The organism is Vibrio sp. B172a, from assembly GCF_030248355.1.
Taxonomy (GTDB): Bacteria; Pseudomonadota; Gammaproteobacteria; order Enterobacterales; family Vibrionaceae; genus Vibrio; species Vibrio owensii.
In genome coordinates this window covers 318,623-344,957 of record NZ_JAHGAC010000035.1, presented here as the reverse complement: position 1 = coordinate 344,957, position 26,335 = coordinate 318,623, and the positions used below count along the sequence as shown (strand labels likewise).

Annotated in this window: 24 protein-coding genes; 13 read left to right on the top strand and 11 right to left on the bottom strand. The window is 45.6% G+C overall.

What is annotated here, in order from left to right; translation table 11 throughout:
• Nucleotides 1–99: 99 nt before the first annotated feature.
• Nucleotides 100–1,161: a LacI family DNA-binding transcriptional regulator gene (locus tag KIT90_RS26180; protein ID WP_285379467.1), complete on the top strand. Its 1,062-nt coding sequence runs from the start codon at nt 100–102 to the stop codon at nt 1,159–1,161.
• A 143-nt stretch (nt 1,162–1,304) separates the two neighbouring features.
• On the opposite strand, the gene KIT90_RS26175 is transcribed toward KIT90_RS26180, so the two are convergent.
• Nucleotides 1,305–1,604: a hypothetical protein gene (locus KIT90_RS26175; RefSeq protein ID WP_005438842.1), complete on the bottom strand. Its 300-nt coding sequence runs from the start codon at nt 1,602–1,604 to the stop codon at nt 1,305–1,307.
• Nucleotides 1,605–1,804: 200 nt separating this feature from the next.
• Complete coding sequence (locus KIT90_RS26170; RefSeq protein WP_020196940.1) at nt 1,805–2,035, bottom strand: hypothetical protein; 231 nt, start codon at nt 2,033–2,035, stop codon at nt 1,805–1,807.
• Between the two features lie 176 nt (nt 2,036–2,211).
• Between KIT90_RS26170 and KIT90_RS26165 the strand changes: the two genes are divergently transcribed.
• From KIT90_RS26165 to KIT90_RS26155, 3 genes are all read left to right on the top strand, one after another.
• Nucleotides 2,212–3,615, top strand: a complete 1,404-nt coding sequence (locus KIT90_RS26165; protein WP_285379465.1) for a PLP-dependent aminotransferase family protein — start codon at nt 2,212–2,214, stop codon at nt 3,613–3,615.
• Between the two features lie 84 nt (nt 3,616–3,699).
• A complete protein-coding gene (locus tag KIT90_RS26160) occupies nt 3,700–3,921 on the top strand; it encodes a hypothetical protein (RefSeq protein WP_009706870.1) in 222 nt (73 codons plus the stop codon).
• Between the two features lie 31 nt (nt 3,922–3,952).
• Nucleotides 3,953–4,312, top strand: a complete 360-nt coding sequence (locus KIT90_RS26155) for a hypothetical protein (protein ID WP_033005870.1) — start codon at nt 3,953–3,955, stop codon at nt 4,310–4,312.
• A gap of 117 nt (nt 4,313–4,429) precedes the next feature.
• On the opposite strand, the gene asnS is transcribed toward KIT90_RS26155, so the two are convergent.
• The gene (gene asnS / locus KIT90_RS26150; protein WP_009706868.1) at nt 4,430–5,830 is read right to left on the bottom strand and encodes an asparagine--tRNA ligase; all 1,401 of its coding nucleotides are present in this window, start codon (nt 5,828–5,830) and stop codon (nt 4,430–4,432) included.
• 186 nt (nt 5,831–6,016) lie between these two features.
• Nucleotides 6,017–7,642, bottom strand: a complete 1,626-nt coding sequence (locus tag KIT90_RS26145; RefSeq protein ID WP_285379464.1) for a methyl-accepting chemotaxis protein — start codon at nt 7,640–7,642, stop codon at nt 6,017–6,019.
• A 531-nt stretch (nt 7,643–8,173) separates the two neighbouring features.
• Here KIT90_RS26145 and queD point away from each other — a divergent pair.
• The gene (queD, locus tag KIT90_RS26140; RefSeq protein WP_005376896.1) at nt 8,174–8,536 is read left to right on the top strand and encodes a 6-carboxytetrahydropterin synthase QueD; all 363 of its coding nucleotides are present in this window, start codon (nt 8,174–8,176) and stop codon (nt 8,534–8,536) included.
• A gap of 131 nt (nt 8,537–8,667) precedes the next feature.
• On the opposite strand, the gene KIT90_RS26135 is transcribed toward queD, so the two are convergent.
• Nucleotides 8,668–9,453, bottom strand: a complete 786-nt coding sequence (locus tag KIT90_RS26135; RefSeq protein ID WP_009706866.1) for a response regulator transcription factor — start codon at nt 9,451–9,453, stop codon at nt 8,668–8,670.
• A gap of 265 nt (nt 9,454–9,718) precedes the next feature.
• Here KIT90_RS26135 and KIT90_RS26130 point away from each other — a divergent pair, with 265 nt between their 5' ends.
• Complete coding sequence (locus tag KIT90_RS26130; RefSeq protein WP_009706865.1) at nt 9,719–9,856, top strand: hypothetical protein; 138 nt, start codon at nt 9,719–9,721, stop codon at nt 9,854–9,856.
• Nucleotides 9,857–9,911: 55 nt separating this feature from the next.
• On the opposite strand, the gene KIT90_RS26125 is transcribed toward KIT90_RS26130, so the two are convergent.
• The 5 genes from KIT90_RS26125 to KIT90_RS26105 form a co-directional block, all read right to left on the bottom strand.
• Nucleotides 9,912–10,379: a GNAT family N-acetyltransferase gene (locus tag KIT90_RS26125; protein ID WP_009706864.1), complete on the bottom strand. Its 468-nt coding sequence runs from the start codon at nt 10,377–10,379 to the stop codon at nt 9,912–9,914.
• A gap of 107 nt (nt 10,380–10,486) precedes the next feature.
• Complete coding sequence (locus KIT90_RS26120) at nt 10,487–12,202, bottom strand: EAL domain-containing protein (RefSeq protein WP_285379462.1); 1,716 nt, start codon at nt 12,200–12,202, stop codon at nt 10,487–10,489.
• Between the two features lie 230 nt (nt 12,203–12,432).
• Nucleotides 12,433–13,794 (bottom strand): L-serine ammonia-lyase, encoded by a 1,362-nt coding sequence (locus KIT90_RS26115; RefSeq protein ID WP_005438813.1) that lies wholly within the window; start codon nt 13,792–13,794, stop codon nt 12,433–12,435.
• A 97-nt stretch (nt 13,795–13,891) separates the two neighbouring features.
• Complete coding sequence (locus KIT90_RS26110; RefSeq protein WP_009706862.1) at nt 13,892–15,145, bottom strand: aromatic amino acid transport family protein; 1,254 nt, start codon at nt 15,143–15,145, stop codon at nt 13,892–13,894.
• A 346-nt stretch (nt 15,146–15,491) separates the two neighbouring features.
• Complete coding sequence (locus tag KIT90_RS26105; protein ID WP_020196933.1) at nt 15,492–16,091, bottom strand: CoA pyrophosphatase; 600 nt, start codon at nt 16,089–16,091, stop codon at nt 15,492–15,494.
• A gap of 124 nt (nt 16,092–16,215) precedes the next feature.
• Here KIT90_RS26105 and KIT90_RS26100 point away from each other — a divergent pair, with 124 nt between their 5' ends.
• Nucleotides 16,216–16,755, top strand: a complete 540-nt coding sequence (locus KIT90_RS26100) for a heme NO-binding domain-containing protein (RefSeq protein ID WP_009706860.1) — start codon at nt 16,216–16,218, stop codon at nt 16,753–16,755.
• A 6-nt stretch (nt 16,756–16,761) separates the two neighbouring features.
• Nucleotides 16,762–18,462: an ATP-binding protein gene (locus tag KIT90_RS26095; protein WP_285379458.1), complete on the top strand. Its 1,701-nt coding sequence runs from the start codon at nt 16,762–16,764 to the stop codon at nt 18,460–18,462.
• A gap of 115 nt (nt 18,463–18,577) precedes the next feature.
• Here the strand turns inward: KIT90_RS26095 and pabB are convergent, their stop codons facing one another.
• Complete coding sequence (pabB, locus tag KIT90_RS26090; protein ID WP_285379492.1) at nt 18,578–19,948, bottom strand: aminodeoxychorismate synthase component I; 1,371 nt, start codon at nt 19,946–19,948, stop codon at nt 18,578–18,580.
• A gap of 273 nt (nt 19,949–20,221) precedes the next feature.
• Between pabB and KIT90_RS26085 the strand changes: the two genes are divergently transcribed.
• The 5 genes from KIT90_RS26085 to tyrR all read left to right on the top strand — a co-directional run bounded on the left by KIT90_RS26085 (nt 20,222) and on the right by tyrR (nt 26,314).
• On the top strand, nt 20,222–21,739 hold the full coding sequence (locus KIT90_RS26085) for a fumarate hydratase (RefSeq protein WP_285379457.1): 1,518 nt from the start codon (nt 20,222–20,224) through the stop codon (nt 21,737–21,739).
• A gap of 174 nt (nt 21,740–21,913) precedes the next feature.
• Nucleotides 21,914–22,099 carry a hypothetical protein gene (locus KIT90_RS26080; RefSeq protein ID WP_009706856.1) on the top strand — a complete coding sequence of 62 codons (186 nt, stop codon included), beginning with the start codon at nt 21,914–21,916 and terminating at the stop codon, nt 22,097–22,099.
• Between the two features lie 156 nt (nt 22,100–22,255).
• A complete protein-coding gene (locus tag KIT90_RS26075) occupies nt 22,256–23,632 on the top strand; it encodes a YcjX family protein (RefSeq protein WP_285379455.1) in 1,377 nt (458 codons plus the stop codon).
• Complete coding sequence (locus KIT90_RS26070; protein WP_285379453.1) at nt 23,629–24,669, top strand: YcjF family protein; 1,041 nt, start codon at nt 23,629–23,631, stop codon at nt 24,667–24,669. The genes KIT90_RS26075 and KIT90_RS26070 overlap by 4 nt, the downstream gene beginning before the upstream one ends.
• A gap of 100 nt (nt 24,670–24,769) precedes the next feature.
• Complete coding sequence (gene tyrR / locus KIT90_RS26065; protein WP_009706853.1) at nt 24,770–26,314, top strand: transcriptional regulator TyrR; 1,545 nt, start codon at nt 24,770–24,772, stop codon at nt 26,312–26,314.
• Nucleotides 26,315–26,335 lie beyond the last annotated feature (21 nt).

Below are 26,335 nucleotides of genomic sequence, written 5' to 3'. Positions count from 1 at the left end.
GTTTTCGGGAACATTTTTTCATGTTTTTTACGACATTGTTCACGAGAATATTCGAATGAATTTGGTAGAGTGAACAGCAAATCAGAATAGGAGAATGCAGTGGCAGTTACGTTTAAAGATGTTGCACGGTTAGCTGGGGTTTCGACGCAAACCGTGTCGCGCGTAACCAACGGCGCGGATAACGTCGCAGAAGAAACACGAAAGCGAGTTAACGACGCAATCAAAAAGCTTGGATACGTGCCGAACAAAGGGGCACAAATGTTGAGCCGAGCGAAGTCGCGGATCATCGGTATTGTTTCTTTGGATATCTCACTGCACGGTGTGGCTCTTATTGCAAATGGCGTTCGCAACCAAGCGCACGAGATGGATTACGCGACAGCGCTGGCAGTGTTAGGTGACAACTCCATTGAGGAGTTCCGTAGTGCAATCCGAGAGCTCATTGCCCAACAAGTTGATGCCATTATCATCAACGCCCCGGTAACCAAAGAGATGGCAGAGACCCTAGTGGAGCAGTTCAGTCAGCTCACGCTGGTTTTTATCGATGTACCCGAGGGGACGTCCGTCAATTCTCTCAGTTGTGATCATAAAGCTGGGGCAAATTTGGCGTTCTCCCATTTGATTGAGCACAAACGCGAGTCTTTTGTGTGTATTTCCGGACCCAAGGCATCCACTGCTTCTCAGATTCGTTACCAAGAATGGCAGTCACAGATTCAGCTGTATGGACTGATGCAAGCAGCGTACTATGAGGGGGATTGGCAAGCAGCCAGTGGCTACAACGCCATTAAAGATGCCGTGTTAAAAGGTGTATCTTTTGATGCAGTTTTGGTGGCGAATGATCAGATGGCGCTTGGCGTGTTATGCGCGCTTTCGGAGGCTGGTATTAATGTCCCTAAAACCGTGTCTGTTGTTGGGTTCGATGGCATTCAAGACAGCCAGTTTTTCTCACCCCCTCTGACTACGGTTAAGCAAGATTTCAATGAGCTTGGACGAAGGGCGGTCAAACTAGTACTGAGCCAGATGGAGAAAGGGCAAGGCGTTGTGTCAGAAGTTTTGCCTGTCAGCTTGGTTGAACGACAAAGCACATCAGCAAAGGCGGACACGGTTTATGACAAGCAAGAAATACTGGCGCACTTAGAGAACATACGCCGTCTGTTACCATAATGGACCTTTCTGCCACTGAGCCAATCTATGAAGGTTCAATGTTTGCTGGAGTGAAACTAGGCCAAAAATGATATCGGCAGACATAAGAAAGCCCCGACATTGCGGGGCTCCATTTTTGTCTCTGATGTTAACAAGCGCAGAGCTTATTTTTTCAGATTCATTTCAGATTCGTGTGCATTGGTTTCGATGTCTGGGTTAGAAGACAGCTTGCCTGTAGCCCAGTCATTCATGTGCTTAAGAATCGCTTTTAGGGCATGCTTTTCTGTTGGCGCTTCAGAGGCTTCTACTTCTAGTTTTTGCTTAGGATGAGAACCTGTTGCGTCTTCAGCTACGTGCAACCAATCTGGGTGCCAGTAATAAGGCTGACCTGACGAAGTGCTCCAAGAGTGAACACCGTTAGATTCGCCTTTGTATTGGATATCGTTTTCGTTGTATTTCGTCATTATTATCGTCTCTCATAGTCATGAGTTGAGGTGTGCGTCACCATTACACTATAAATGTAACAGATGTTATCGGAATTAATGTGACTGCTATCGATTTATCTTGCTGATAAATAATCCAATCCGCTGCACAGCTCTCATTCAGATAGATTTATTGATTCTTCATGGCAATAACCACCTGAAAAATAGGTACTTAATTTACCCTATTGCCCGTTCAGATGCTTGATGATCGCCGCTTTCGCATGTTCTTCTGTCGCGGTTTCACCCTCAGGTACCTCTAACTCAGCCTTAGGGTGAACGCCCAGTGCGTCTTCTGCAATGTGAAGCCAGTCTGGATGCCAGTAGTAAGGGTTGTTGCCTTCTGGGTGATCCCAACTGTGAACGCCTTTATGTACACCTCGATAAGAGAGGTCATCCATCGTAAACATTTTCATCATTTCCTCCCGCAGAATTTCATGCCTTTGAAAGTATGGAACATAAATTCTCATTTCGTAACGGGAATTGATATCACTAAGATTGATTAATTACGTTTCGAGTTTGATAAGTGTGATGTCGTTATAAAGGCGCGAAGTATGCTAATGTGCGCTCGATAGTCAGGAATGAGGGAAGCATGAACCGATATCGCCAACTGGCTGAGTTGTTTAAATCTCAGATCCAACAAAATACATGGAGAGCAGGAGAAAAACTGCCCTCGGTGCGAATGACGAGTCGCAACCATTCGGTGAGCGCAGGAACGGTACTGCAAGCCTATCAATTGCTCGAAGCGCAAGGTTGGGTGGTCGCCAAACCTCAGTCTGGTTACTTCGTTACTGCAGAGTTGGATAGGCTAGAGCCAAAGAGCGCAGAAAAAAACGTTTATCGTGCCTCGGTTAATGATGAGCTTTATGATTTTTTGAAACATCAAGGGTCACCAGAGTCTATCAAGCTTGGTTCGGCTTTTCCTGATCCAGCCTTGTTTCCGTTGGAAGCGTTAAACCGTAACCTCGCCAGTTCTGGGAGAAAAATGGGGCCAGATACGCTGTTAGATAATCTTCCTCCAGGCAGTGAATCGCTACGCCGCTTGATTGCGCAGCGCTACATTCAACAAGGCTTGAACCTAACCCATGACGATATCGTGATTACTTCGGGCGCATTAGAGGCACTGAACCTTAGCTTACAAGCAGTGACTCGCCCTGGAGATACTGTTGTGATTGAATCGCCGACCTTCTATGGGGCACGGCAAGCGATTGAGCGACTCGGTTTGAACGTAATTGAGATCCCTGTTGATGCGCAGCATGGCCATTCAATAGAGCAACTAGAATGGGCGTTTACCAATAGCGATGTACGCGCTTGCTGGTTGATGACGAACTTTCATAATCCGACAGGTACTTCGCTTTCTGAGCAGAACAAACAGCGTATTGTCGAGCTTGCGAACCAGTATGATGTGTATCTGATCGAGGATGACGTCTACGCTGAGCTCTATTTTGCGGATAAAAAGCCAGCATCACTGAAAAGCTTCGACACCCAAGAGCGAGTGCTCCACTGTGGTTCACTATCAAAAAGCCTTTGTCCCGGTTATCGATTGGGGTGGGTGGTTAACAAACGCTTTAATGAACCGATTCAAAAACTGCAGTTAATGTCGACGCTCTCTGGCAGCGCGCCTATCCAACAGGGCGTGGCGCATTATCTTCAAAACGACAGTTACGATAATCATCTAAGAAAGTTACGTAGAACGTTGCAGCAGCGACAAGAACGCTTCGTTGCCCTCATCAAAACATACCTTCCTCATACAGTGAATTATCACCTACCTTCGGGTGGGTATTTCTTGTGGCTAGAACTGCCTCAAGGTGTGGATAGTAAACAACTTTATCAAACACTCTTGAAAGAGCAGGTGACCGTGGCTTATGGAAAATTGTTTTCTGTCGACGAGAAGCTTGAGCACTATTTGAGGTTGAATACTTCTTTTTCTGATAGCGAGCATTTAGAGAGTGCGATCAAAAAGTTAGGCAGTCTTGTGCGTGAAGCAACTGTTTAGTGTTTTTTTGGTCAAACTGTATCAGCGCTTTTCTAACCAGCTGTGCTTCAATCATCACTAGAAACCTCTATACAAGGAGTGATGATGAAAAAGCAGTTGGTAAAACATGAGTTACGATTGATCGCAGTAGCGGTTTTTAGCGCTTTCTTGTTGGTGTTTGCTCACCTTATTTTAGCGAAATCTTTTTCTCATATGGCGTGGACGGAGTACACAGCCGCCGTTATTCCCTTTATTATGTTTGGCTTGTGCGTGTTAGGTGTGAAGTACGCAGCTAACGCCGATAAAGATGATGAGAGTGAGCCTTAACGACTCATTACAAACAATAGGGAAGAGCGGAATGAAGAGAGTGTTATCACTTGCGCTGTGCCTTGCGGCATTTGGTGCTTCAGCAAGCCAAAATAGTGAGCCCAAGTCAGTCACGTTGAACTACGACCAAACCCAGCTTGTTGCTGAGATTCAACCAGACAATCACTTTGAAGCACGAATTGACAATGAACAAGAACGCATCGATTTTTCTGGTTCCGTCGATAAGCTCCATCCAGATTACACGCTGGAAGTGTCCGTAAAACAAGCAAGTAAGCTTCAACGCTCTACCGCTCAGGTCAATACGAAAGTACTGATAAAGCAAGGTGAAAGACAATCGCCTTTGACCATCGGCAGTGTTAACGGCAAGAACGTGAGTGTGTCACTTAACTGATTTACTTTCGCAGCTGAGAAAACAGCATTCAAAAGTACAGCAGTTGACGTTTGCTAAAGACAAAATAAAAGACCTCCACATGGGAGGTCTTTTTAATTCTGTATCACTCAGTGGTGATTAGAAGTTCGCAGAGCGAGGAGTACGTGGGAATGGGATCACGTCACGAACGTTGCCCATACCTGTTACGTAAGATACTAGACGCTCGAAGCCTAGACCGAAGCCTGCGTGTGGCACTGTGCCGTAACGACGTAGGTCGCGGTACCAGCTCATGTGCTCAGGATCGATACCCACTTCACGCATACGAGCATCTAGGATGTCTAGACGCTCTTCACGTTGAGAACCACCGATGATTTCACCGATGCCCGGTGCTAGTACATCCATTGCAGCAACGGTTTTACCGTCATCGTTAGCACGCATGTAGAATGCTTTGATGTCTTTCGGGTAGTTCTTAACGATTACAGGCGCTTTGAAGTGTTCTTCAGCAAGGAAACGCTCGTGCTCAGAAGACATATCGATACCCCATTCAACTGGGAATTCGAACTCACGACCTGAATCAAGAAGGATCTGGATTGCGTCAGTGTAGTCAACTTGCGCGAAGTCAGAAGAAACGAACTGCTCTAGGCGAGTGATCGCTTCTTTGTCGATGCGTTGAGCAAAGAACTCAAGGTCATCACGACACTCTGCAAGCACTGCTTTGAACACGAACTTCAGCATGTCTTCAGCCAGTTTAGCCACGTCGTCTAGTTCTGCGAACGCAACTTCAGGCTCAACCATCCAGAATTCCGCTAGGTGGCGGCTCGTGTTTGAGTTTTCAGCACGGAAAGTAGGACCGAACGTGTAAACTTTGCTTAGTGCACAAGCGTAAGCTTCTGCGTTTAGCTGACCAGATACAGTTAGAAACGTTTCTTTACCGAAGAAATCTTCGTTGTAATCTACTTTGCCTTCTTCAGTGCGAGGTAGGTTTTCCATGTCTAGCGTAGATACGCGGAACATTTCACCAGCACCTTCAGCATCTGAAGCAGTGATTAGTGGCGCAGATACCCAGAAGTAACCTTGCTCGTGGTAGAAGCGATGGATCGCTTGAGATAGACAGTTACGTACACGTGCTACTGCACCGATTACGTTTGTGCGCGGACGTAGGTGCGCTACTTCACGTAGGTACTCGATAGAGTGACGAGTTTTTGCCATTGGGTAAGTGTCAGCATCTTCAACCCAGCCTACAACTTTAACGTCTGTTGCTGCTAGTTCGAAGTCTTGACCTTTCGCAGGAGAGGCAACAATCTTACCAGTTACTTCAACAGAACAGCCAGTAGTTAGCTTTAGTACTTCGTTGTCGTAATTATTAAGATTATTAGGGACCACGGCCTGAATCGGGTCGAAACAAGAGCCGTCATAAATGGCAAGGAAAGAGATTCCAGCTTTGGAATCACGACGTGAACGGATCCAGCCACGAACAGTTACTTCACTGTCTACTGCTAGCTGACCTTTCAAAACGTCTGATACAGGCGCGTAAGTCATGTTTTCAATATTCTCCATTGAGGTAAAAATTCAACTCAACACTTAAAAGTGCCTGTCTCTAAACAAAATTGTGCAAAAAACAAGCGAAGTGTTGAGTTGGATAGAATTTTTTAGATTCATCGAAACATATTACCTGTCAAATCGTCAGCTTCAACCTTTATATTCATTTTGGAGGGGAGAATTTTCCTATTTATTCCTCCTTTGTTCCTCCGACAGGGTAAATTGGTTAAGTAATGACTCCAAACGTTCAGAAAGGTGCTCCAAATCGACGCTGATCTCGCGAGTATGCGATGCGGATTGAGAGGTCTCGTTTGCGTGCAAGGTAATCGTATCGACTTTGGCTTGAATGTGTTTACTCACACCGGAAGTGGTTTGAGTCTGCTGCTGAATGTTTTCGGCATGCTTCAAGACTTGGTGCATTTCATCAACCACATTTCTCATTGTTGCCGACAACGCTTCGACATCGACAGAGCGTTGATGGGCAAATTCACACACACTATCGACCGAACTGAGAGACTCTTCACTGCCTTGTTGGAATTGCGAAATGATGGTTTCGATATTGCTGGTGGCTTCCGCTGTACGGGAGGCAAGATTACGCACTTCATCAGCGACGACAGCAAAACCTCGGCCTTGGTCGCCTGCGCGGGCTGCTTCTATCGCAGCATTAAGAGCCAGTAGGTTGGTTTGTTCTGCAATGCCTTTGATTACGCCAAGAATCGAAGATACTTCTTCCGTTTGCTGATTTAACGTCGTTATCTTTTCACGCACTTGGTCGATGTCGGTGACTAAGCTCTTAATGTCTTCGCTGACATGATGCGCTTGGCCAGCGCTGCTTGTTGCCACATCGACGGTGTGATTGACTAACGCTGTGGCGTCAATGGTCGCTTGCTCGACAACCCCTTGTTGGTCAAGCATACCACTAATGTTGGTCTGGACTTCGTTGGTTTCGACTTGTTGATTATCGGCGGCTTCATCAGTGGATTGAGCAACATCGGTGAGTCTATTTGCTGAACCTGCCAGGGAATGTGAAGTCTCACGAACCTGTTCGAGGCTTTCACAGACGGTATCCATAAAGGAGTTGATAGAATCGGATAGTTGTCCAACTTCATCCTTTTGACTGTGTTCCAAACGTTTAGAGAGATCTTTGCTAGCACTCACGTTAGACATAAATCGCGAGGTTCTCTGAATAGGGCGAACAATGATCTTGCGAATCAGCCCCATGGTGATCAAGAAACCGACAAACGCGATCACCGACATGATGCCCATTGCAAACATGGCTTGCTTGTTAATCAGCGAGTTGACGTGGTTCATATTGTACTCAAGACGAATCGCACCGAGTACTTCACCCTCAGGAGCGATATGGCAAGAAACACAGTTCGTACCGCGGTAGTTTTCGCTCGACTTCATCGGTAACGCAACAACCAAGCCTTTTCCCCAATCTGCACTGATTGGCTCGATCACTAACTCTCCGCTAAGTGCTCGTTGGTCTATATCATCAACAGGCTTTTGATTGGCATCACCCGGACCATAGAATTTAGAGACAGTATCAGCACGTAAGACGCGTACCTGCTCTATGCCTTCTTGGGCTAGGGCTTTTTGACGCAGTGTTTCTTTCTGCGACATGGTGCCGGTTAGCATCATCATATTTAGGCTATCGAAGTAGTTGCTTGCCTTATCGTGGAGTTGTTCACTAAGGACATCATTGATGAGCGTTTTTTGTTGATAGTACTGGTAGCCCGTCGATACCGCGAGTACACAAGTGAACACCGCGATAAGAGCGAGAAGGAGCTTGAAGGTTATAGTTGAGCGCATATTTTTATAAGTTTATTTGGAACGAACGCCACAATATTAAGGGGTTAGCGAAATTTGAGCGATGAATAGCCCGAATGAATGTGACCCCAAACAGAGTAGGGTTATGTAAATGTGATGTAAGTAGTGTGTAATCAATTGTTTGGCGTGGTGCCAAAAATGCGACAGTGAAAAAAAGGGGCTTAAATTGAGCCAGTAATTTGCGCCTTTAACCCATCGTTAACCCGAAATAGGTTAGGGTAGCGTCCGTTTTCACACGTTTATTTCAAACGCGCGTGTGAAGGCACGGGTAATCTAACCACCGGCCCTGCGTTAGATTCCTAAACCATCACTTTTCTGGCATTTTCCAGACTTTGGCAATCATCTCCTCATAGGTGATTGCCTTTTTTATTTTTGAGTATTTTGTGTGATGACATCCTCACTGACTGACTTTAACGATTGCGCTCGTAAGCTTTGTGGCAGCTATTGATAAAGGTTGTCATTAAAGGGTGAATTCCTTAGTATTGCGTGTCTTTTTAAAGCCTGAGAATCAAGATGAAAACAGAATTATACAAAGAGTTTATGTTCGAAGCGGCACACCACTTGCCACACGTACCAGAAGGTCACAAGTGTGGACGCTTACACGGGCACTCTTTCCTTGTTCGTCTTTATGTAGAAGGTGAAGTAGATCCGCATACAGGTTGGGTTGTTGATTTCGCAGAGATCAAAGCGGCATTCAAGCCAATTTACAACCGCCTAGACCACTACTACTTGAACGATATTGAAGGTCTGGAAAACCCGACTAGTGAAGTACTAGCGAAGTGGATTTGGCAACAACTTAAGCCAAGCCTGCCTCTACTGAGCAAAGTAGAGATCAAAGAAACTTGTACAGCCGGTTGTATCTACAAGGGTGAGTAAGTTCCCTTTGCATTCCTATTAGAAAGGCAAGCCACTCGGCTTGCCTTTTCTTTATCTGTTTACCTGGGTTTGCTCTTTTTTAGCAAGGCTAAATGGCTAACCTAGACCAAATGTCGACAGAGTAAGATGCGTTAGTAACCTATGCCATTGCGAAGCGCGAACTGCACCAAATCTGCATGGCTATCGAGCTCTAACATATCCAGCAGTCGGTACTTGTGTGATTCGATGGTTCGAGGGCTCAGGTTCAACTCGGTGGCAATCTCTTTTGCCGATAAGCCTTTCGCCAACAAACCCAGCACATCACATTGACGGTGGCTCAACCTTAGCATTCGATGGTTTTCGTTATCCGTCTTCATATCTGGGCGATGCAAACTGCGGTGAAGCTTTGAGTGCTGCCAGAAGGATAACCACATATGGGAAATGAACGTCACTTGCTCCAACTGCGTTTCGGTTAATCCACAGCGGCCGCTACCAAACAACGTAAAAGACAGTCCGCCCCAGCGTTGACCAAATTGAGTTAATGGAATCGTATAGTGGCAACATGCGCCTTGGGCAGAAAGCATACGCAAAACGACAACATCACTAGAGGCGAGCTTGTCTTTGTCGAAGATTTGAATCTCTTCAGAGTTGCCAATCAGGCGCAGGTAGCGCTCACCGTCTTCCACGCCGACCTGCTCAGCAGTCAGGATCTTGTGAGGTGCTCGCGCAACGGAAAGGGTTTTCCCTTGATTGAAGAAAAGCATGGAGTTCGGGAACATCGTCATGCGATCGATCTCAAACCAATCCATTGCTTCAAGCATGAATTGTTCGAGTTGGCTTTGACATTCATCTGCATGAGAAGTCGTCAAACTCTTCGCTTGACGCATCATGAGTGCTTCAAAACTGGTTCCTGTCGTTTTACCTATATCGCTGCCCATAAAAACTGGCTCATCTTATCGTTTTTTATAAATGCAGTAATTTTACTCTACATCCTGTTCATATCATTCTGCAGAATGGCTCCCGCATTATTTCGAAGTTTTTCGAATAACATACACTATATCCGTTTTATCTCAAGGAGAGAGTTCACGCACGTATGAGCAAAGAGCTCCAACTGCATGGATATCGTGGCTTTTTTTAAAATTATAGTTATTGGTGAATGGCGAGCAAGTCTCCGCCGCTTAATCATAGTCCGGAGAGGTTTTAATGAAAATGGTAAAACTGCGTTACCGTACAGGCTCACACAGTAGGTGGGTTGAAGTGGTAGTATCAACGTTTGTTGCTGAAGAATTAGCAAAAGAATACACAGGTTACGGTTGGCAAGCGGAAGTAATGGCAGTATGACTTAGTAAATAGGCAGGCTCATAAAGAACCTGCCTATTTTCATTTTAGGGGCAAATCAGCTTAATGCGTGGCGCAAGATCAGCGCTTTTCCACTCTCTTCGTAAATCGTTTTCTGGGTGTTTTCAAACCCCGCCGACTCAAACAGTTTAATACCGACTTTATTTTGGTTTGCGACCGTTGCGCACACCGAGTTGCTCTCCGCATCAATCGCGTAGCCATACATCATCAACTTTTGCAGTGTCGACGTACCAATGCCTTGTTGTTGGAATCGTTTGTCGATCATGATGTAACTCAGGCCCAACTCATGACGCTTCGCAAAAGGGGCGTGTTGAGCAAACGCTTTATCAATCACCAAGTACCCGACAGTTAAGTAGTCGTGGAAGATGGTATAAAAAACTTCTGATTTCGTCCTATTTTGGTAAGCCTGTTCAAATGGCTTAAAAAATCCTTTTTGATTTTCATGCACTTCCAATTGCATCAAGCTAGCAAAATCCTTTAGCTTGGCAGGTTTAATGGCGATCATGTTCTGAATCTATTCAGAGGCGGTAAACACAATACCGCCATTATAGTTGTGGATATTAAGAGTACGCAATCTGGTTATGTACAGATTTTGTCAATAAATTGAGGGGACTAGCGGCAAAGTGGATAGTAGAAACCTTGATGGATGTGGGCGCCCAATGTGGTGAGGAGATGCGCACACTCTGCAGTTTCAACCCCTTCTACGATAACCGTGCAGTGATAGGTATGACCCATGGCAATTAGCTGGCGTAGTGTCTCTACCTTCTTGTCATCTTGCTTAAGGTTCATCACAAACAAACGGTCAATCTTAAGGTAGTTGGGCGTGATGTGGCTGATAAGCTCAACGTTGTTATTCCCAGTACCAAAATCGTCGATACTGATCTTACAACCCATCTCTTTGAGCTTGCTGATGTTGTCGAAGATTTCTCGGGTGTAATACATCGAGGCGTTCTCTGTGATTTCGATTGTCAGCAGTGAGCAATCGAGTTGGTTAAGCTGTCGATACAAACGAGTAAAGTTATGGCCTTCAAGCAGAGAAGGGCACACATTAATGCTCAATGGCGCAAGGAGCGATTTCGAGTCTCCGAAGACGGTCTTGAGCACCAGTAGAGTGTGGTTTATCAGCAATCCGTTCGCTATCAAACTTTCTATAAAACGTTGAGTGTTTTTAACTTTAAAACGGGACAACACCTCGTAATGGATATTCTGCCGATTAGACGTATTGTGGATTGGTTCTAGCTTGAGATTAAATTCGCGGATTGCCCACATGTAAGTCAGCAAGGAGTGCAGCTTTTTATGCCTGATAGCGAACATTAGTATGAAGCTCAAAATCAAGATGCTCGTAATAGGGCCAGAGACGTAATAGATCTCTTTATAGCCATTGTCGTTGACGTTGTAGAGGAAGGATTGCCCACGAGTATCACCGATTTCTAACGCTGTACCGGTGTTAGTACACACTTTCATCCCGGATAAGAACATGCGAGACATGTGGCTCTCAATGTTATTCGACAAATTAATGTTCTTCACTCGAACAAGAACTTGAGCTCCATCGAAAATAAAAGAGTGTGTGGTGTAACTGTCGTTGTTTAACCAAGTCTCACGATCTCTTTCGTTGACCGGAACCACAGCCTCTGGCGTGACTAAGCAGCGAATATTGTGCTTGTCTGTCATTAAAGCGGACTCAACCAATTGCACGTTATCGAATAAACCACGAAGCTGGTCTTCATGTTCAAAACAGCTTCGCTGCGCAAGGTCGTGGGCAAAGTCCATCGCGCCATCGAAATAGTTTTGTCTGACGATGGTACTGATGGTGTAAAAACACACGGCGACATAAAGCAGCATGGTAAAGGTGATAAAAAACAGCAAATTGAAGTAAAGCGCTCGGCTTCGCAAACAAATGCCTATCGCCATTCTAACGCTGTGCAGTGCGTGTTTGTGGATTCTTGATTGTTGCAGTAGTCCATCTTTTTGCGCGTGTTGGTTATCGTAAGGCACAAAATATCCCTTTCGGTGGATGTTTTCGATAAGAGACTTTTGCGTCTCGACGTGGTTCTTCGTCAGTTGTCTGAACTTCTTTCGTATCGACGCTACAGCGTTCTTAAATCCATTTTCCGGCAACATCAAGTGATGTTGCGATGACAACTTCTTTTCGATTTTCCTCTGACTGATAGGCGCGTTTAAGCTACCAAAAGCGGCAATGGTGCTGAGGATTAAATATTCAATTCTGTTGACGGGGATAGCGGAGTGAATGGAGTTATTGAGCTGTAATGAAAGTTCTTTTTCGGACAAGCAAACGCAGATTTGGTTTCCAAGTTCAAACCTAATCATGTGTTAAAGCGCTCCAGGATTATTTTTTGAATACGTTATCAATATTGGGTTAGCAGGTATGTGACCTTCTACGGGCATATCCTAAACTTCTGGATATAGTCGTAATTTTAGATTTTTTTATAAAGCTCAATCTAGAGGGAATTTTTCTTAGGCGAGGTTTTAAAGGAAAAAAGCAAATGAAAAAAAGCCCGAGCACATGGCTCGGGCTTTTCAATTCAGAGAGGAGGGGATTAGCAAATCACTTTGATTGCTAGACCGCCTTGAGAAGTCTCACGGTATTTCGCGTTCATGTCTTTACCGGTTTCTAGCATGGTTTCGATAACCTTATCTAGAGAAACAGTTGGAGCTGAAGAACGACGTAGTGCCATACGAGTCGAGTTGATCGCTTTTACTGCCGCGATACCGTTACGCTCGATACATGGAACCTGTACCTGACCTGCAACAGGGTCACACGTTAGACCTAGGTTGTGCTCCATTGCGATCTCTGCAGCCATACATACTTGCTCAGGGCTACCACCCATAAGCTCAGCAAGGCCAGCTGCCGCCATAGAACATGCCACGCCAACTTCACCCTGACAGCCAACCTCTGCACCAGAGATAGACGCGTTGCGCTTGTAAAGACCACCGATTGCGCCAGAAGCAGCAAAGTAACGGATGTAATCTTTTTCAGTCACAGTTTGGATGAACTTATCGTAGTAAGCCAGTACCGCAGGGATGATGCCACACGCACCGTTCGTTGGTGCTGTAACAACGCGGCCACCTGCTGCGTTCTCTTCGTTTACTGCGAAAGCAAACATGTTTACCCAGTCAACAACCGACATTGGATCGTTTGTTGTCTTTTCAGAAGTAAGCAGTTGCTGACGAAGTGCTGCTGCACGACGAGGCACACGTAGTGGACCAGGCAGAATACCTTCTTCGTTCATACCGCGATCCATACACTCGCGCATTGTGCGCCAGATGTTTGCGAAGTATGTACGAGTCTCTTCATCAGAGTGCAGAGAGTGTTCGTTTTTCATCACAAGTGCGCTAATAGAAAGACCGCTTTCTTTACACTGGTGAACAAGCTCTTCTGCAGTTGTGTATTCGTAAGGAACCTTGATTGGGTTCTCTACTTCTTTACCGAAGTTCTCTTCATCAACGATGAAACCACCGCCGATAGAGTAGTAAGTCTTTGAGTACACTTTTTCGTCTTCGATCCACGCGTGGATCTGCATGCCGTTTTCGTGAAGCTCAAGGTTAGTAGTATGGAAGTTCATACCACCATCTTTCGGGAACGATACTGTATGACAGTGCATGCCAACAGGTAGGCGCTCAGTTTCTTCTACGCGAGCGATAAAGCCCGGAATAGAGTCGATATCTACTTTCTCAGGGGAGTTGCCTGCAAGACCCATGATGATCGCGATATCCGTGTGGTGACCTTTCCCTGTCAGTGATAGTGAACCATAAACGTCAACGGTGATTTTAGTGATGTCGCGCAATTTTCCCATTGAGCGTAAATCATCAATAAATTCTTTACCCGCTTTCATTGGACCTACAGTGTGTGAGCTTGAAGGACCAACGCCGATCTTATAGATGTCAAAAACACTAATCATATCGATTACCTCAGAACAAAGCCTCCCAAGGGGAGTTGGGAGGCTTTTTATTATCGTTATATTCTTGAATTAATCACGCTTTTATAGAGAGCGGTGATTAAAGAGCGCCGTAGATTACAGAACTAATTGCTGCAAGACCACAGATTGCTGTGAAAATCTGTACAGGTGCTGAAGTTTTGTACTTCGCCATTGCAGGAACTTTGTTCATAGCGAATACAGGCATCAAGAATAGGATTGCAGCGATCATCGGTGCACCCATTGTTTCAATCATGCCTAGGATGCTTGGGTTAACGATAGCAACGATCCAAGTAGTCACAACGATGAAGATTAGTGATGCTTTTTCGATCTTGCTCTTAGGAGTTTCAGAGCGAGATTTGATTAGACCAACTAGACCTTCGTGTGCGCCTAGGAAGTGGCCGAAGTAGCTTGAAGTGATTGCTGCGAACGCCACTAGAGGACCCATGTAAGAGATAAGTGGAGACTCGTGAACGTTAGCTAGGTAAGACAGTACTGAGATGTTTTGTTCTTGCGCAGATGCTAGTTGCTCTGGAGATAGAGAAAGTACTACAGAGAATACGAAGAACATTACAAAACCCATTAGCATCATCGCTGCACCGCCAGTGATCGCGTCAGTTTTCTTAACTGCGTCATCACCGTATACACGACGTTGTTCTTTAGAGAACTGAGAGATGATTGGGCTGTGGTTGAATGAGAATACGATGATTGGAATTGCTAGCCAAACGATTGAAGGCATTTCGCCCCAGTTTGGAGACACTTCCATCATTGATGTATTCCAGTCAGGAATTAGGTAGAAAGAAAGCGCTAGTAGGATGAATACTAGAGGGTAAACCATTGCTGATGTTGCTTTCAGCATTAGCTCTTTACCGAATACTACACCCGCAGTCATAGCAGCGATTAACGCGCCAGATAGTAGCCAGCGAGGGATAGATTCCATACCCATTTGGTTAACTAGGAAAGAGTCAACCGTGTTTGTGATACCAACACCGTAGATTAGTACGATTGGGTAGATAGCGAAGAAGTAAGCAAAAGTAATAAGGTTTGCGCCAGTTTTACCGAAGTGCTCTTCTACTGTGTCAGTGATATCAGCTTCAGGGTTTTTCGCAGAAAGTACGAAACGAGCTAGAGATTTGTGTGCGAACCAAGTCATTGGTGCCGCGATTAGAGCTAGGATAACTAATGGCCAGAAACCGCCAGCACCTGCTTTAATTGGAAGGAAAAGTACACCTGCACCTACTGCTGTACCAAATAGGGACAAACACCAGGTGAAGTCTTTGTAAGAAAACTTACTAGACGATTGTGCGGTTGAAGCCGCAGAAGTAGTTGTATTCATTTTTGAGTTACTCATTTTGGGAACAGGAAATAAGTCGGGGCCAATTTTGCAAGATTTTGCACTAGGAAAATTAGATCTAAATCATGTATTGCTCGAGCTTATTGAATGATATGTCAAAAACCTGCTTTTTATCACGAAAATGGCGTGCTACACGTGATTATTGCTAATGAGTGGAATTAGAAAAACTTGTCTGAAGCGGTTGGTGTATAAATTTTTCTCACCGCAAGCGTTTGCCTTATAAAAATCAAATTAAACTAATGTGAATTGATGTTTGAAAAATAACTTTTTATTAATATAGATGCACATAATGTTTGGCTTGATGGGGGAGTTGCCATTGATAAGACAGTTAGTTAGAAATGATGTGTTTTTGCATCGATTCGATAATTTGTGCTGTCATTCCCCAGATAAAATGACGCTGGTAGGGGATTGCAAACACGCGGTGACTTGTTTTTCTTAGGTTGAATTTTGTACTGTAAAGCTTCTCTGGGTTCAAAATATGGTTGGCTGGCACTTCAAAAACTTCCGCGACTTCATTTTGGTCAATGCGAGTTGTGTAGTCTGGAGAAACGAAGGCCAAAAATGGCGTCACATTAAACTGGCTAATAGTAGGTAGCTTAGGTAACTGACCAAAAACCTGTATATGCGTTTGGTGAATACCAATTTCTTCTTCTGCCTCTCTAAGAGCGGTATTGACCAAGGTGTGATCGTCGTTCTCATATTTCCCACCAGGGAAGCTGATCTGCCCCGGATGATGTCTCAGATGCTCGGCGCGCTTGGTCAAAATGACTTGAAGACCTTCTTCACGTTCAACAAATCCAATCAAGACAGCGGCATCTCGTAAGGTATTTTCTTTGAGGTGAGCTAAGCGCCCAAGAGACTCCCTGTGATAGCCCGTTGGCAGTTGCAGTTGGAAGTTCTGTAACAGTGTTGATTTATCGATGACCAAAGTGAAATCCTTATCCCCAAATTGAGTGTGCTTTTGATGGTGCTGTGCGCATATTAATTTGAAACTTATAGAGTTATACACCATTCTTTATTTTATGACGTCACTATAAGGTTAGTTGAAGACGATGAAAGGGATAATTTTCACAGAGTTCATGGAGTTAGTGGAGGACAAGTTTGGTCTGGAAGTGCTTGACCAAGTCTTGGACCTGTCTAACGATGAAGGCATTTACACCTCGGTAGGCAGTTATGACCATCGAGACCTTGTTAAGTTGATCGTTAACCTCAGCAAAGTGTCTGACATTCCGCCAGAAAAATTACAAGAAGTGTTTGGTGAGTGTGTGTTTCAAAATCTACTTAAGTCCATTCCAAACCATGCCAGTCTTCAACAGTGCACCACCACGTTCCAATTTGTGCGCCATGTAGAAGACTTTATTCATGTCGAAGTGAAAAAGCTTTACCCAGACGCCAATCCACCGCAGTTTGATTTTATTAATGAAACAGAATCAGAAATGGTGTTTGACTATCGAAGCGCACGTTGCATGGCGCATGTATGTGTCGGCCTGATACAAGGTTGTGCGAACCACTTCAATGAGAGTGTCGTTGTTAAACATCAAAACCAATCGGATGACGGAAGCCAAGTACGTTTTTGGCTGGAGGCTCAATAACTCAATATGACGGGAAGTTCCTCACTAGAAAGGAAACTCAAACGAGAAGTCGCGTCACGAAAAGCGGCAGAAACACTGTTAGAGCAAAAGAGCTTAGAGCTGTATGAGTCCAATCAGCAACTGAGTGTCGCATTGAAAAAACTCGAGATGAAGTCTGAGAACGACTTACGTAAGTTCGAGTTTGAAGAACAAATCGATGCAACGCTGATCAAGTTTGGACGAACGTTCCTTTCTAGCACCTTTGACGAGACCATGATTGCCAGTTTCTTGGAGCAACTGACATCAAACTCGGTGGTTTCCGGTGCCTACTTATTTCTGAACCAAGAGCATCTCTCGTCGTTGCGTCGCCATCAGTTTGGCCATCTCGTGCTCGCTCATGAAAACGCGATACAAACCAAGCCTCATTGGATCGAGAATCGCCTCTATTTACCCATCATTATTGACTCAGCGATCTTGGGTGAGCTGATCTTTTCTGTCGCTCTTGATCAAGTCGATCAAGAGTTCACTTCCAAACAAATGGTGTTGGTTTCTGATTTGGTGCACGGCGTCATCAGCCGACACTTGAGTTTAGAGCGAGAGGTTGAGTTGCGTAAACGGGCAGAAGCGTCTGAGAAAGCAACCAAAGAATTTGTCGCGATGATCAACCACGAGCTTCGTACTCCGTTAAACGGCGTATTGGGCAGTGCAGAGTTGCTGAGCAAAACCGAGCTGGGGGATGAACAGCAACAATACCTTGGTAACTTGATCCAATCCGGTGATTTACTTCGTGTCATCATTAATGACTTGCTCGATTTCAGTAAAATGAACGCGGGTATGATGGAGATCATCGATAAAGTTTTTGCTTGGAAGGACTTAGAGAGTGCACTAACCGGTGTGTTTGCTGCGAAAGCGGCGGAAAAGCGCATTCATTTTTCGATCGACAAAAAGCTCGGCATTCCAGAATTTCTTGTGGGTGACTTTGAACGCATCACCCAGATTTTAGTGAACCTAATCGGTAACGCGATCAAGTTCACTCACCTCGGTGGCGTGGTTCTACGCGTCGAGTGGGTCGATGGTTATGCGCATTTCGAAGTGGAAGACACAGGCATTGGTATTCCTTTAGAGGCGCAGAAAGCGCTGTTTGACCCTTTTGTACAAGCTGACCGTTCCACGAAGCGAAGCTTTGAAGGCTCTGGTTTAGGTTTGGCAATCTGCAAGAACTTAGTCGATTTGATGGATGGTGAAATCAGTTTCGTTAGTGAGCCACGCAAAGGCACTACTTTTAAAGTCGTTGTGCCGCTCAAACAAGGCGAAGCGCAGGGAAGGGCCGCAGGTGACGTGTCTGTCGGTAAATATATCGAACTGGCAGGACGCTCGGTGCTGGTGGTAGACGACATTCGTATGAATCAGGTAATCGTCACGCAAATGCTCAAAAAGCTCAATATCAAACCAGATTTAAAAAACAACGGCCTAGAGGCGCTCGAGGCGGTAAAAGAGAAAGACTACGAGTTAATATTTATGGATTGTCGTATGCCAGAAATGGATGGTTATGAAGCGACGGTACATTTGCGCGAAGACGGCTTCACCAAGCCAATTATTGCGCTGACTGCAGGGACAACCCTAGAAGAGAGACAAAAGTGCATTGAATCTGGCATGGATGACATTCTCACCAAGCCTTATACCGCTGCTGATATAGAACAAATCATGTGTAAGTGGCTTGACGAATGATGCACAAGTCCTCTTGATTAACAAAACCCATTTATTAACAGAAAGCATTAATAAACAAAAACGGCTCTGTCATTACTGCAGAGCCGTATTTCTGAGTACTTAAAAGCGCTGTAAGTTACTTCAGCGCTGGTAAGATCTTGGACAGCTTATCTAGCGTTTCTTGATATTCTGCTGCGCAATCACTGTCTGCCACGACTCCGCCGCCAGCCCAAGCGTAGAGCTTGTTATCTTCTGCAACCAGAGTACGAATCGTGATACTGGTATCCATACGACCATGACGCGAGATATAACCGATACTGCCACAATATGCGCTGCGACGATGCGGTTCTAACTCTTCGATGATTTGCATTGCACGCACTTTTGGCGCACCAGTAATTGAACCACCAGGGAAGCAAGCTCGAAGCAGATCGGCTGCGCTGTATTGTGTATCCAAATCGGCGCGGATTGTGCTGACTAAGTGGTGCACCGCAGGGAAGCTCTCAATATCAAATAGCTTTGGCACATGAACGCTGCCCGGTGACGCGACGCGGCCAATGTCATTACGCAGCAAGTCGACGATCATTAAGTTCTCGGCTTGGTCTTTTTCTGCCGTCTGCAAATCATGGGCGTTGGCTTGGTCGAGCTCTGTATTTTGACTACGTGGACGTGTGCCTTTGATTGGTTTGGTTTCAATGACGTTGTCTTTCAGCTCCAAAAAGCGCTCTGGTGACACACTTACGATTGCCGAATGAGGCATGCGAATAAACGCAGAGAAAGGGGCTTGGTTCGCCGCTTCTAGTTTTGTGTAAGCTTGCCACTCGCTTCCTTGATAAGGGGCGTTAAAACGTTGGGCTAAGTTTATTTGGTAACAGTCACCACTCAACAAATATTCTTGAACACGGTCAAAACGTGAAGCGTAAGACGTTTGCGTCATGTTCGATTGCCAATCGCCAATCAGCTTAAAGTCTTCAACATCAGCTGGAGATTGTGAATTTAGCCATTGCCACGCTTGCTCAATGTTTTGGCCTACAACACACGCTTTTTCTAGTTTATGATCTACCACCAATGCCCATTCATACAATCCAACAGCCATGTCTGGCGTTTGAAGATCTTTGGTTGCAAGTTCTGGCATAGATTCAACACGGCGACCTAGATCGTAACTGAAATAACCCAGCGCACCGCCGACAAACGGTAGATCCCACTCTGCGCCCAACTCAAGGTTTGGCAAAAGCTGTTGTTGGAGCTCGTCTAACAGCGAGAACGGGTCATCTTGAGATACGTATTCTTGCGTGTCTGCTTTGATTTGCGTATCGCCAGCGATGGTCTCTAGCGTTGCGATTGGATTGGCAACCAATACATCAAATCGGCTGTCGATATGCGTCTCAGAAGCGGAGCGTAAAAGCATCGCCCAAGGCTGCTGTTCGATACGAGAAAATAGGGAAATAGCGAGGTCGTTGGCGTAATCCAATGCCTTAAAATCAAGCAATTGCGTATCCATGTTGTTCATTTGTTTAAATTGTGACAAAGAGTTCGTTCACTGCATGGCATGTCATGGGCAGCAAGAGTATCATATTCATCTGTATAGCCAAACTACCTCTATACAAAGGCTTTGAGGTGGTTTTACTATATGAGAAGGCGACTTCAATAACTCGTGTGTCGATATCAGCCGTTCGACAATTGTTTACATAAAACGAAGCTCATTTAAGGGCAATAAGCTCAACAAACACGACAGAAGCCAAGCCAATAATGGAAGCAAAGCATAACAATAATGAGGCATGCAATGACGGTAATACGCACGCAGGATGTCATCAGCAGTGTTGCTGATGCGCTACAGTATATTTCTTACTACCACCCGCTAGACTTTGTTCAAGCCCTTGAAAAAGCCTACCACCGTGAAGAGAGCCAAGCAGCGAAAGACGCTATCGCTCAGATCCTAATTAACTCCCGTATGTCGGCAGAAGGACATCGACCGATTTGTCAGGATACAGGCATCGTGACTTGTTTCGTGAACATCGGGATGGGCGTTCAATGGGATTCGACCGACATGACGGTTCAGCAAATGGTGGATGAAGGCGTTCGACAGGCTTACACGAATCCGGATAACCCATTGCGTGCCTCGGTCCTGATGGACCCTGCGGGCAAGCGAATCAATACTAAAGACAACACGCCAGCGGTCGTACACATCAATATGGTGCCAGGCGATAAAGTTGAAATCCAAATCGCGGCGAAAGGCGGCGGCTCTGAAAACAAAACCAAGATGGTGATGCTAAACCCATCTGACGACATTGCAGAGTGGGTAGAGAAAACCCTACCAGCAATGGGCGCAGGTTGGTGTCCACCGGGCATGCTTGGCATTGGTATTGGCGGTACGGCTGAAAAAGCTGCGGTATTGGCAAAAGAATCTCTGATGGGGCACGTCGATATTCAAGACTTGATTGATCGTGGCCCTCAAAACGCAGAAGAAGAGCTTCGTCTTGATATCTTCAATCGCGTGAACAAGCTTGGTATTGGTGCGCAAGGCCTAGGCGGTTTAACAACGGTTGTTGATGTGAAGATCAAAACCGCGCCAACGCATGCCGCTTCTAAGCCAGTGTGTTTGATTCCGAACTGTGCGGCAACACGCCACGTTCACTTCACACTTGATGGTAATGGTCCAGCAGAGCTAACGCCACCTAAGTTAGAAGATTGGCCAGACATCACTTGGGAAGCGGGCGAGAACACACGTCGTGTGAACCTAGATACCGTGACCAAAGAAGAAGTTCAAGAGTGGAAAACTGGTGAAACGGTACTGCTATCTGGCAAGATTCTAACTGGTCGTGATGCGGCGCATAAACGTATCCAAGGCATGCTAGAAGCGGGAGAGGGTTTACCTGAAGGTGTTGATCTAAAAGGTAAGTTCATCTACTACGTTGGTCCAGTGGATGCGGTTGGTGACGAAGTGGTGGGTCCTGCAGGTCCAACAACTTCAACACGTATGGATAAGTTCACAGACATGATGCTAGAAGAAACTGGCATTATGGGCATGATCGGTAAAGCAGAGCGCGGTCCAGCAACGGTTGAATCTATCAAGAACCACAAAGCGGTTTACTTAATGGCAGTTGGCGGCGCGGCGTACCTCGTTGCTAAAGCGATTAAGAAAGCTCGCGTGGTGGCATTCGAAGATCTAGGAATGGAAGCGATTTACGAGTTTGAAGTCGAAGATATGCCAGTAACGGTGGCTGTGGATTCAAATGGCGCGAATGCTCACCAAATTGGTCCTGATACTTGGAAAGTGAAAATCCAAGAGATGGAAGCGTAATCGACTTGGTCATCATTCGAACGTCTCAATTGAGAGAATGTGACAAAGTGCTGATTTACCTAGCAAACATTTGACAAAAGTGCAGCGAAAGCTGCACTTTTTGTCTATATAATCAAATATAAACTTATAGGCATAGCAAATCTCACTGTTATGCTGACATGATTAGGAGACGGCATGCCTCGTTTTATTCAAATTCTACAAATAGTTCTTGCTGTTGTGATCGGTAGCTTTGTTGGCTATGACTTGATTCTTCACGGCATCAGTATCTTCGATGAAAAATACGTCACCATCACTTGTGTGTTATGGCTGATTCTGGAAGTTTGCCTATTCGTTATCTACAAGTTAATTGAAGACGATTAGACTTCACGTAAAGACATTAAGATCTCTAAGCCTCTGAAAATATCAGGGGCTTTTTCGTTTTTGGAAATAGGTTTTGCAGTGAATACTTTGTTCATCTTTGATTAAGGTTGGTAAAATTACACTGCGTAGCAAGAATTGATGAGATAAATAAAAACGATGAAAAGAATAACACAAGAAGTGAATGACTTTATTAGCCGTGGCATGGACTCTAATGTCCGTATCGCCGTAACGGGGTTGTCGCGTGCGGGTAAAACCGCGTTTATTACTTCTCTGGTTAATCAATTACTGCATACCGCTACTCACGACAATTTGCCGTTGCTTAATGCCGCGCGCGATAAGCGTTTAATTGGTGCTAAACGTGAGCCTCAATCTAATATGATGGTTCCACGTTTTGCTTACGATGACGCGATGAACCAAATTCATGCCATGCCACCACAATGGCCAGTACCGACCCGTGACGTGAGCGAGATACGATTGGCTCTGAAATACAAGCCGAACAAAACCACCAAAAAGCTGTTGAGTAAAACTGCCGTGTTGAATGTCGACATCATCGACTATCCGGGTGAGTGGCTATTGGATCTGCCTTTGCTTGATATGGATTTCGCGACGTGGTCACAGACTCAATTTGAAGCCTTAAAAGGGCAGCGTAGTGAACTTGCTGCCGACTGGTTAGCAGAGCTAGAAACGTTGGATTTAGCTGCGGAATTGAATGAAAAGCAGCTAGAGAAAGTCGCTAAAACTTACACCGACTATTTGCATGCTTGCAAAGACAGCGGTTTACATTGGGCTCAGCCGGGTCGTTTTGTCTTGCCGGGTGAACTTGAAGGGGCGCCAGTATTACAGTTCTTCCCATGTCGATTTGATGCCGATGTGAAACCTGCCAAGGGTAGCAACTTGGCAATGTTGGAAGCGCGTTATCACGAGTATCAGCAGAAGGTGGTTAAGGCGTTCTACAAGCATCACTTTGCTACGTTTGACCGCCAAATCGTGTTGGTAGATTGCTTACAACCGCTAAATGCCGGTGATGAAGCCTTTTACGATATGCGCCAAGCGCTTGAACAGATCATGCACAGCTTCCGATATGGCCGAAGCAGTTTCTTGCGCCGTTTGTTCTCACCAAAGATCGACAGAGTATTATTTGCTGCGACAAAAGCCGACCACGTGACGCCAGATCAACATCCGCATTTGGTCTCTCTGCTTCAACAGATGGTGCATCCTGCGTGGCAGACCGCTGCGTACGAGAATATAGAAATGAGCTGTATGAGCATTGCTTCGATTCAAGCGACGACTTCAGGTTTCATCGCTTCGGGAGATAAAACCGTTCCCGCACTACAAGGTACAACGCTTGATGGGGAGTCGATGACGATGTTCCCCGGTGAAGTACCGAAGAAGTTACCTAACGCGGCTTATTGGCAAAACAGTGGCTTTGATTTTACTTCTTTCCGACCAATGTCTTCAGAAACGGATGAGCCGATGAAACACATTCGCCTAGACAAAGCATTGGAATACCTATTGGGAGACAAATTGAAATGAGTGAACTAAAACAAAAACAAGTCTTCTCAGAAAAAGTGATGCAAAGTGATCAAGAGAGTGTTTCTCCTGAGTTGACGGCTCAAAAGACGTTTTCAGAAAAAGAAACCTTCGTACCTGTGGCGATTGAAGAGCAACAGGATGAAACAGAACAAGAGTTACAGCTTGAACATGTCATTCGCCCGAGAGTGGGTCGCAAATGGCTGACAACGGGGCTCTTTGCAACCTTTGCCGGTTTAGTTGGTTGGCAGGCGGTCGATTCTGTCGTTACCGCAGTACAAACTGCCGATTGGTTAGCGCTAGGCTGGGCTGGCTTTATTGCCACCATTGCCTCTTTCGGTTTGGGCGCATTAGGCAAAGAGTTATGGAAGCTGCGTAAACTTCGCAACCACTTTAGTGTGCAAGAAGAGAGTGAGGCGCTTATCGATAGCCAAAGCGTCGGCAAGGGCAAAGCATTCTGTGAAAAGGTTGCAGAACAAAGTGGAGTGCTGGCGGAGAATCCTGGCTTTGATCGTTGGAAGAACAGCGTGAATCCTGCTCATAGCGATGCAGAAGTCCTTGAGATGTACGATTCTATGGTTGTCAGTCAGCAAGACAAACTTGCAACCAAAATTGTTTCTCAGCACGCTACTGAGTCCGCAGCATTGGTGGCAGTCAGCCCATTAGCCGCTGCTGATATGTTGCTGGTGGCTTGGCGTAACTTCAAAATGATCGATAACCTTTCTAAAGTTTATGGCGTTGAATTGGGTTACGCTTCCCGCATAAAACTACTACGCGCAGTGTTTGTGAATATGGCGGCTGCGGGTGCGAGTGAACTTGCTATTGATGCCAGCATGGATTTGATGTCGATGGATCTCGCCGGGAAAATCTCTGCACGGGCTGGGCAGGGGTTAGGTGTGGGCATTTTGACAGCGCGTCTCGGTCTAAAATCCATGGCACTACTTCGTCCTTTACCTTGGTATCCAGAACGCCAAGTGAAACTCGGTGCCATTCGTAAAGAGGTAGTGGCGAAAGTTGCATCAATTACGATGAAACCGTAACCAATATCACCTTTGACGGTGAGGATTGCTTGACGCCATTCCAAGCTTGGTAGAAACTACTGTCAACTTTTCCTGACAGTTGTGAATTGGGATATTTTCAGTGCGTCTTGAAGTCTTTTGTGAAGATAGACTCGGTCTTACCCGAGAACTGCTCGATATTTTAGCGTCTAAAAGCATCGACCTACGTGGTATCGAAATTGATATCAGCGGCATCATCTACCTAAACTGCCCAGATATTGATTTTGATACCTTTAGTGAATTGATGGCCGAGATCCGCCGTATTCCGGGGGTCAAAGACGTACGTAAAATCCAATTTATGCCAATGGAGCGCCATAACACAGAGCTGCTTTCATTGGTGGATAACTTGCCTGACCCTGTGTTTGCTATCGACCTCAAAGGCGCTGTCGATATGGCGAACATGTCCGCACTTTCTCTTCTTGGCCAGCACAAACAAGATGTCATCGGCACGCAAATTGGTATGTTATTGCCGAGTGTTCGTTTTAACCGCTGGTCTGAAGGCGTTAACGCTCGCACTCGCGAAAGCCTAGTGATCGATGGCTTGGATTACATTCTTGAATTGATGCCGGTCTACATCAAAGATGAAGCGCAAAACTCGACACTTGCTAGTACCCTGATGACGATTCGTTCGAGCCAACACGGTGCGCAAATCGAAGAAATACTACCTCTTCATAATCAACTTGGCTTTGAGCATTTTGTCGGCTTATCAAATCGCCACAAAGCACTGATGAACCAAGCAAAGAAGTTATCTGTTCTCGATCAGCCTCTATTGATTGAAGGTGAAACGGGTACTGGTAAAGAGATGCTGGCGAAAGCATGTCACAGCCGCTCTGGCCGAGCGAGCAAACCTTTCCTTGTTTTAAGCTGTGCATCCATGCCAGATGATGTGGCTGAAACCGAATTGTTTGGTCATGCGCCGGGTTCGTTTAATCACGAACAAGGTCACAAAGGTATTTTTGAACAAGCAAACGGCGGTACCGTCTTCCTGGATGAAATCGGTGAGATGAGCTCGCATCTGCAAATCAAGCTGCTGCGCTTCTTACAGGATGGTAACTTCCGTCGTGTGGGCGCTGAAGATGAAATGCACGTTGATGTCCGTATTATTGCCTCTACCAAGCACAACCTTGCAGAACTTGCTGAGGCTGGCAAGTTCCGTGAAGATTTGTATTATCGCCTTAATGTTCTGACCTTGAATATTCCGCCTCTGCGTAAGCGCTCGAACGACGTAGCGCCGCTGCTGGACTTGTTCGTAACGAAACACGCTCAGCAACTTGGCATCGACAAGCCGGAGCTAGATGAAGAGCTGGTGGATGCATTAGCGAACTACCAATGGCCGGGTAACATGCGTCAATTGGACAATATGGTTTTGCGCGCACTGACTGAGATGGATGGACATATCCTTAAGGCAGAAAACTTCAACTTACCTCAGCCACAAGCTATGGGGGGTGGTAGCGCGACATTGAATCTTGATGGCTCACTTGATGAGATCATGCGTGATTACGAATCTCAGATTTTAGAGCGTTTGTATCAATCATTCCCATCGAGTCGTAAGCTTGCTAAGCGATTGAATGTGTCACATACGTCTATCGCGAACAAGCTGCGTGATTATGGTATTCGTAAAGTCTAGAGTCGCGGTAAATACTGGGCT

Bases quoted from the DNA above. Each gene is read 5' to 3' on its own strand.
- KIT90_RS26175 (WP_005438842.1), bottom strand. From the start codon at position 1,604: ATGACGAAATACAACGAAAACGATATCCAATACAAAGGCGAATCTAAC.
- KIT90_RS26170 (WP_020196940.1), bottom strand. From the start codon at position 2,035: ATGAAAATGTTTACGATGGATGACCTCTCTTATCGAGGTGTACATAAA.
- KIT90_RS26165 (WP_285379465.1), top strand. From the start codon at position 2,212: ATGAACCGATATCGCCAACTGGCTGAGTTGTTTAAATCTCAGATCCAA.
- KIT90_RS26160 (WP_009706870.1), top strand. From the start codon at position 3,700: ATGAAAAAGCAGTTGGTAAAACATGAGTTACGATTGATCGCAGTAGCG.
- KIT90_RS26155 (WP_033005870.1), top strand. From the start codon at position 3,953: ATGAAGAGAGTGTTATCACTTGCGCTGTGCCTTGCGGCATTTGGTGCT.
- asnS (WP_009706868.1), bottom strand. From the start codon at position 5,830: ATGACTTACGCGCCTGTATCAGACGTTTTGAAAGGTCAGCTAGCAGTA.
- KIT90_RS26145 (WP_285379464.1), bottom strand. From the start codon at position 7,642: ATGCGCTCAACTATAACCTTCAAGCTCCTTCTCGCTCTTATCGCGGTG.
- queD (WP_005376896.1), top strand. From the start codon at position 8,174: ATGAAAACAGAATTATACAAAGAGTTTATGTTCGAAGCGGCACACCAC.
- KIT90_RS26135 (WP_009706866.1), bottom strand. From the start codon at position 9,453: ATGGGCAGCGATATAGGTAAAACGACAGGAACCAGTTTTGAAGCACTC.
- KIT90_RS26130 (WP_009706865.1), top strand. From the start codon at position 9,719: ATGAAAATGGTAAAACTGCGTTACCGTACAGGCTCACACAGTAGGTGG.
- KIT90_RS26125 (WP_009706864.1), bottom strand. From the start codon at position 10,379: ATGATCGCCATTAAACCTGCCAAGCTAAAGGATTTTGCTAGCTTGATG.
- KIT90_RS26120 (WP_285379462.1), bottom strand. From the start codon at position 12,202: ATGATTAGGTTTGAACTTGGAAACCAAATCTGCGTTTGCTTGTCCGAA.
- KIT90_RS26115 (WP_005438813.1), bottom strand. From the start codon at position 13,794: ATGATTAGTGTTTTTGACATCTATAAGATCGGCGTTGGTCCTTCAAGC.
- KIT90_RS26110 (WP_009706862.1), bottom strand. From the start codon at position 15,145: ATGAATACAACTACTTCTGCGGCTTCAACCGCACAATCGTCTAGTAAG.
- KIT90_RS26100 (WP_009706860.1), top strand. From the start codon at position 16,216: ATGAAAGGGATAATTTTCACAGAGTTCATGGAGTTAGTGGAGGACAAG.
- KIT90_RS26095 (WP_285379458.1), top strand. From the start codon at position 16,762: ATGACGGGAAGTTCCTCACTAGAAAGGAAACTCAAACGAGAAGTCGCG.
- pabB (WP_285379492.1), bottom strand. From the start codon at position 19,948: ATGAACAACATGGATACGCAATTGCTTGATTTTAAGGCATTGGATTAC.
- KIT90_RS26085 (WP_285379457.1), top strand. From the start codon at position 20,222: ATGACGGTAATACGCACGCAGGATGTCATCAGCAGTGTTGCTGATGCG.
- KIT90_RS26080 (WP_009706856.1), top strand. From the start codon at position 21,914: ATGCCTCGTTTTATTCAAATTCTACAAATAGTTCTTGCTGTTGTGATC.
- KIT90_RS26075 (WP_285379455.1), top strand. From the start codon at position 22,256: ATGAAAAGAATAACACAAGAAGTGAATGACTTTATTAGCCGTGGCATG.
- KIT90_RS26070 (WP_285379453.1), top strand. From the start codon at position 23,629: ATGAGTGAACTAAAACAAAAACAAGTCTTCTCAGAAAAAGTGATGCAA.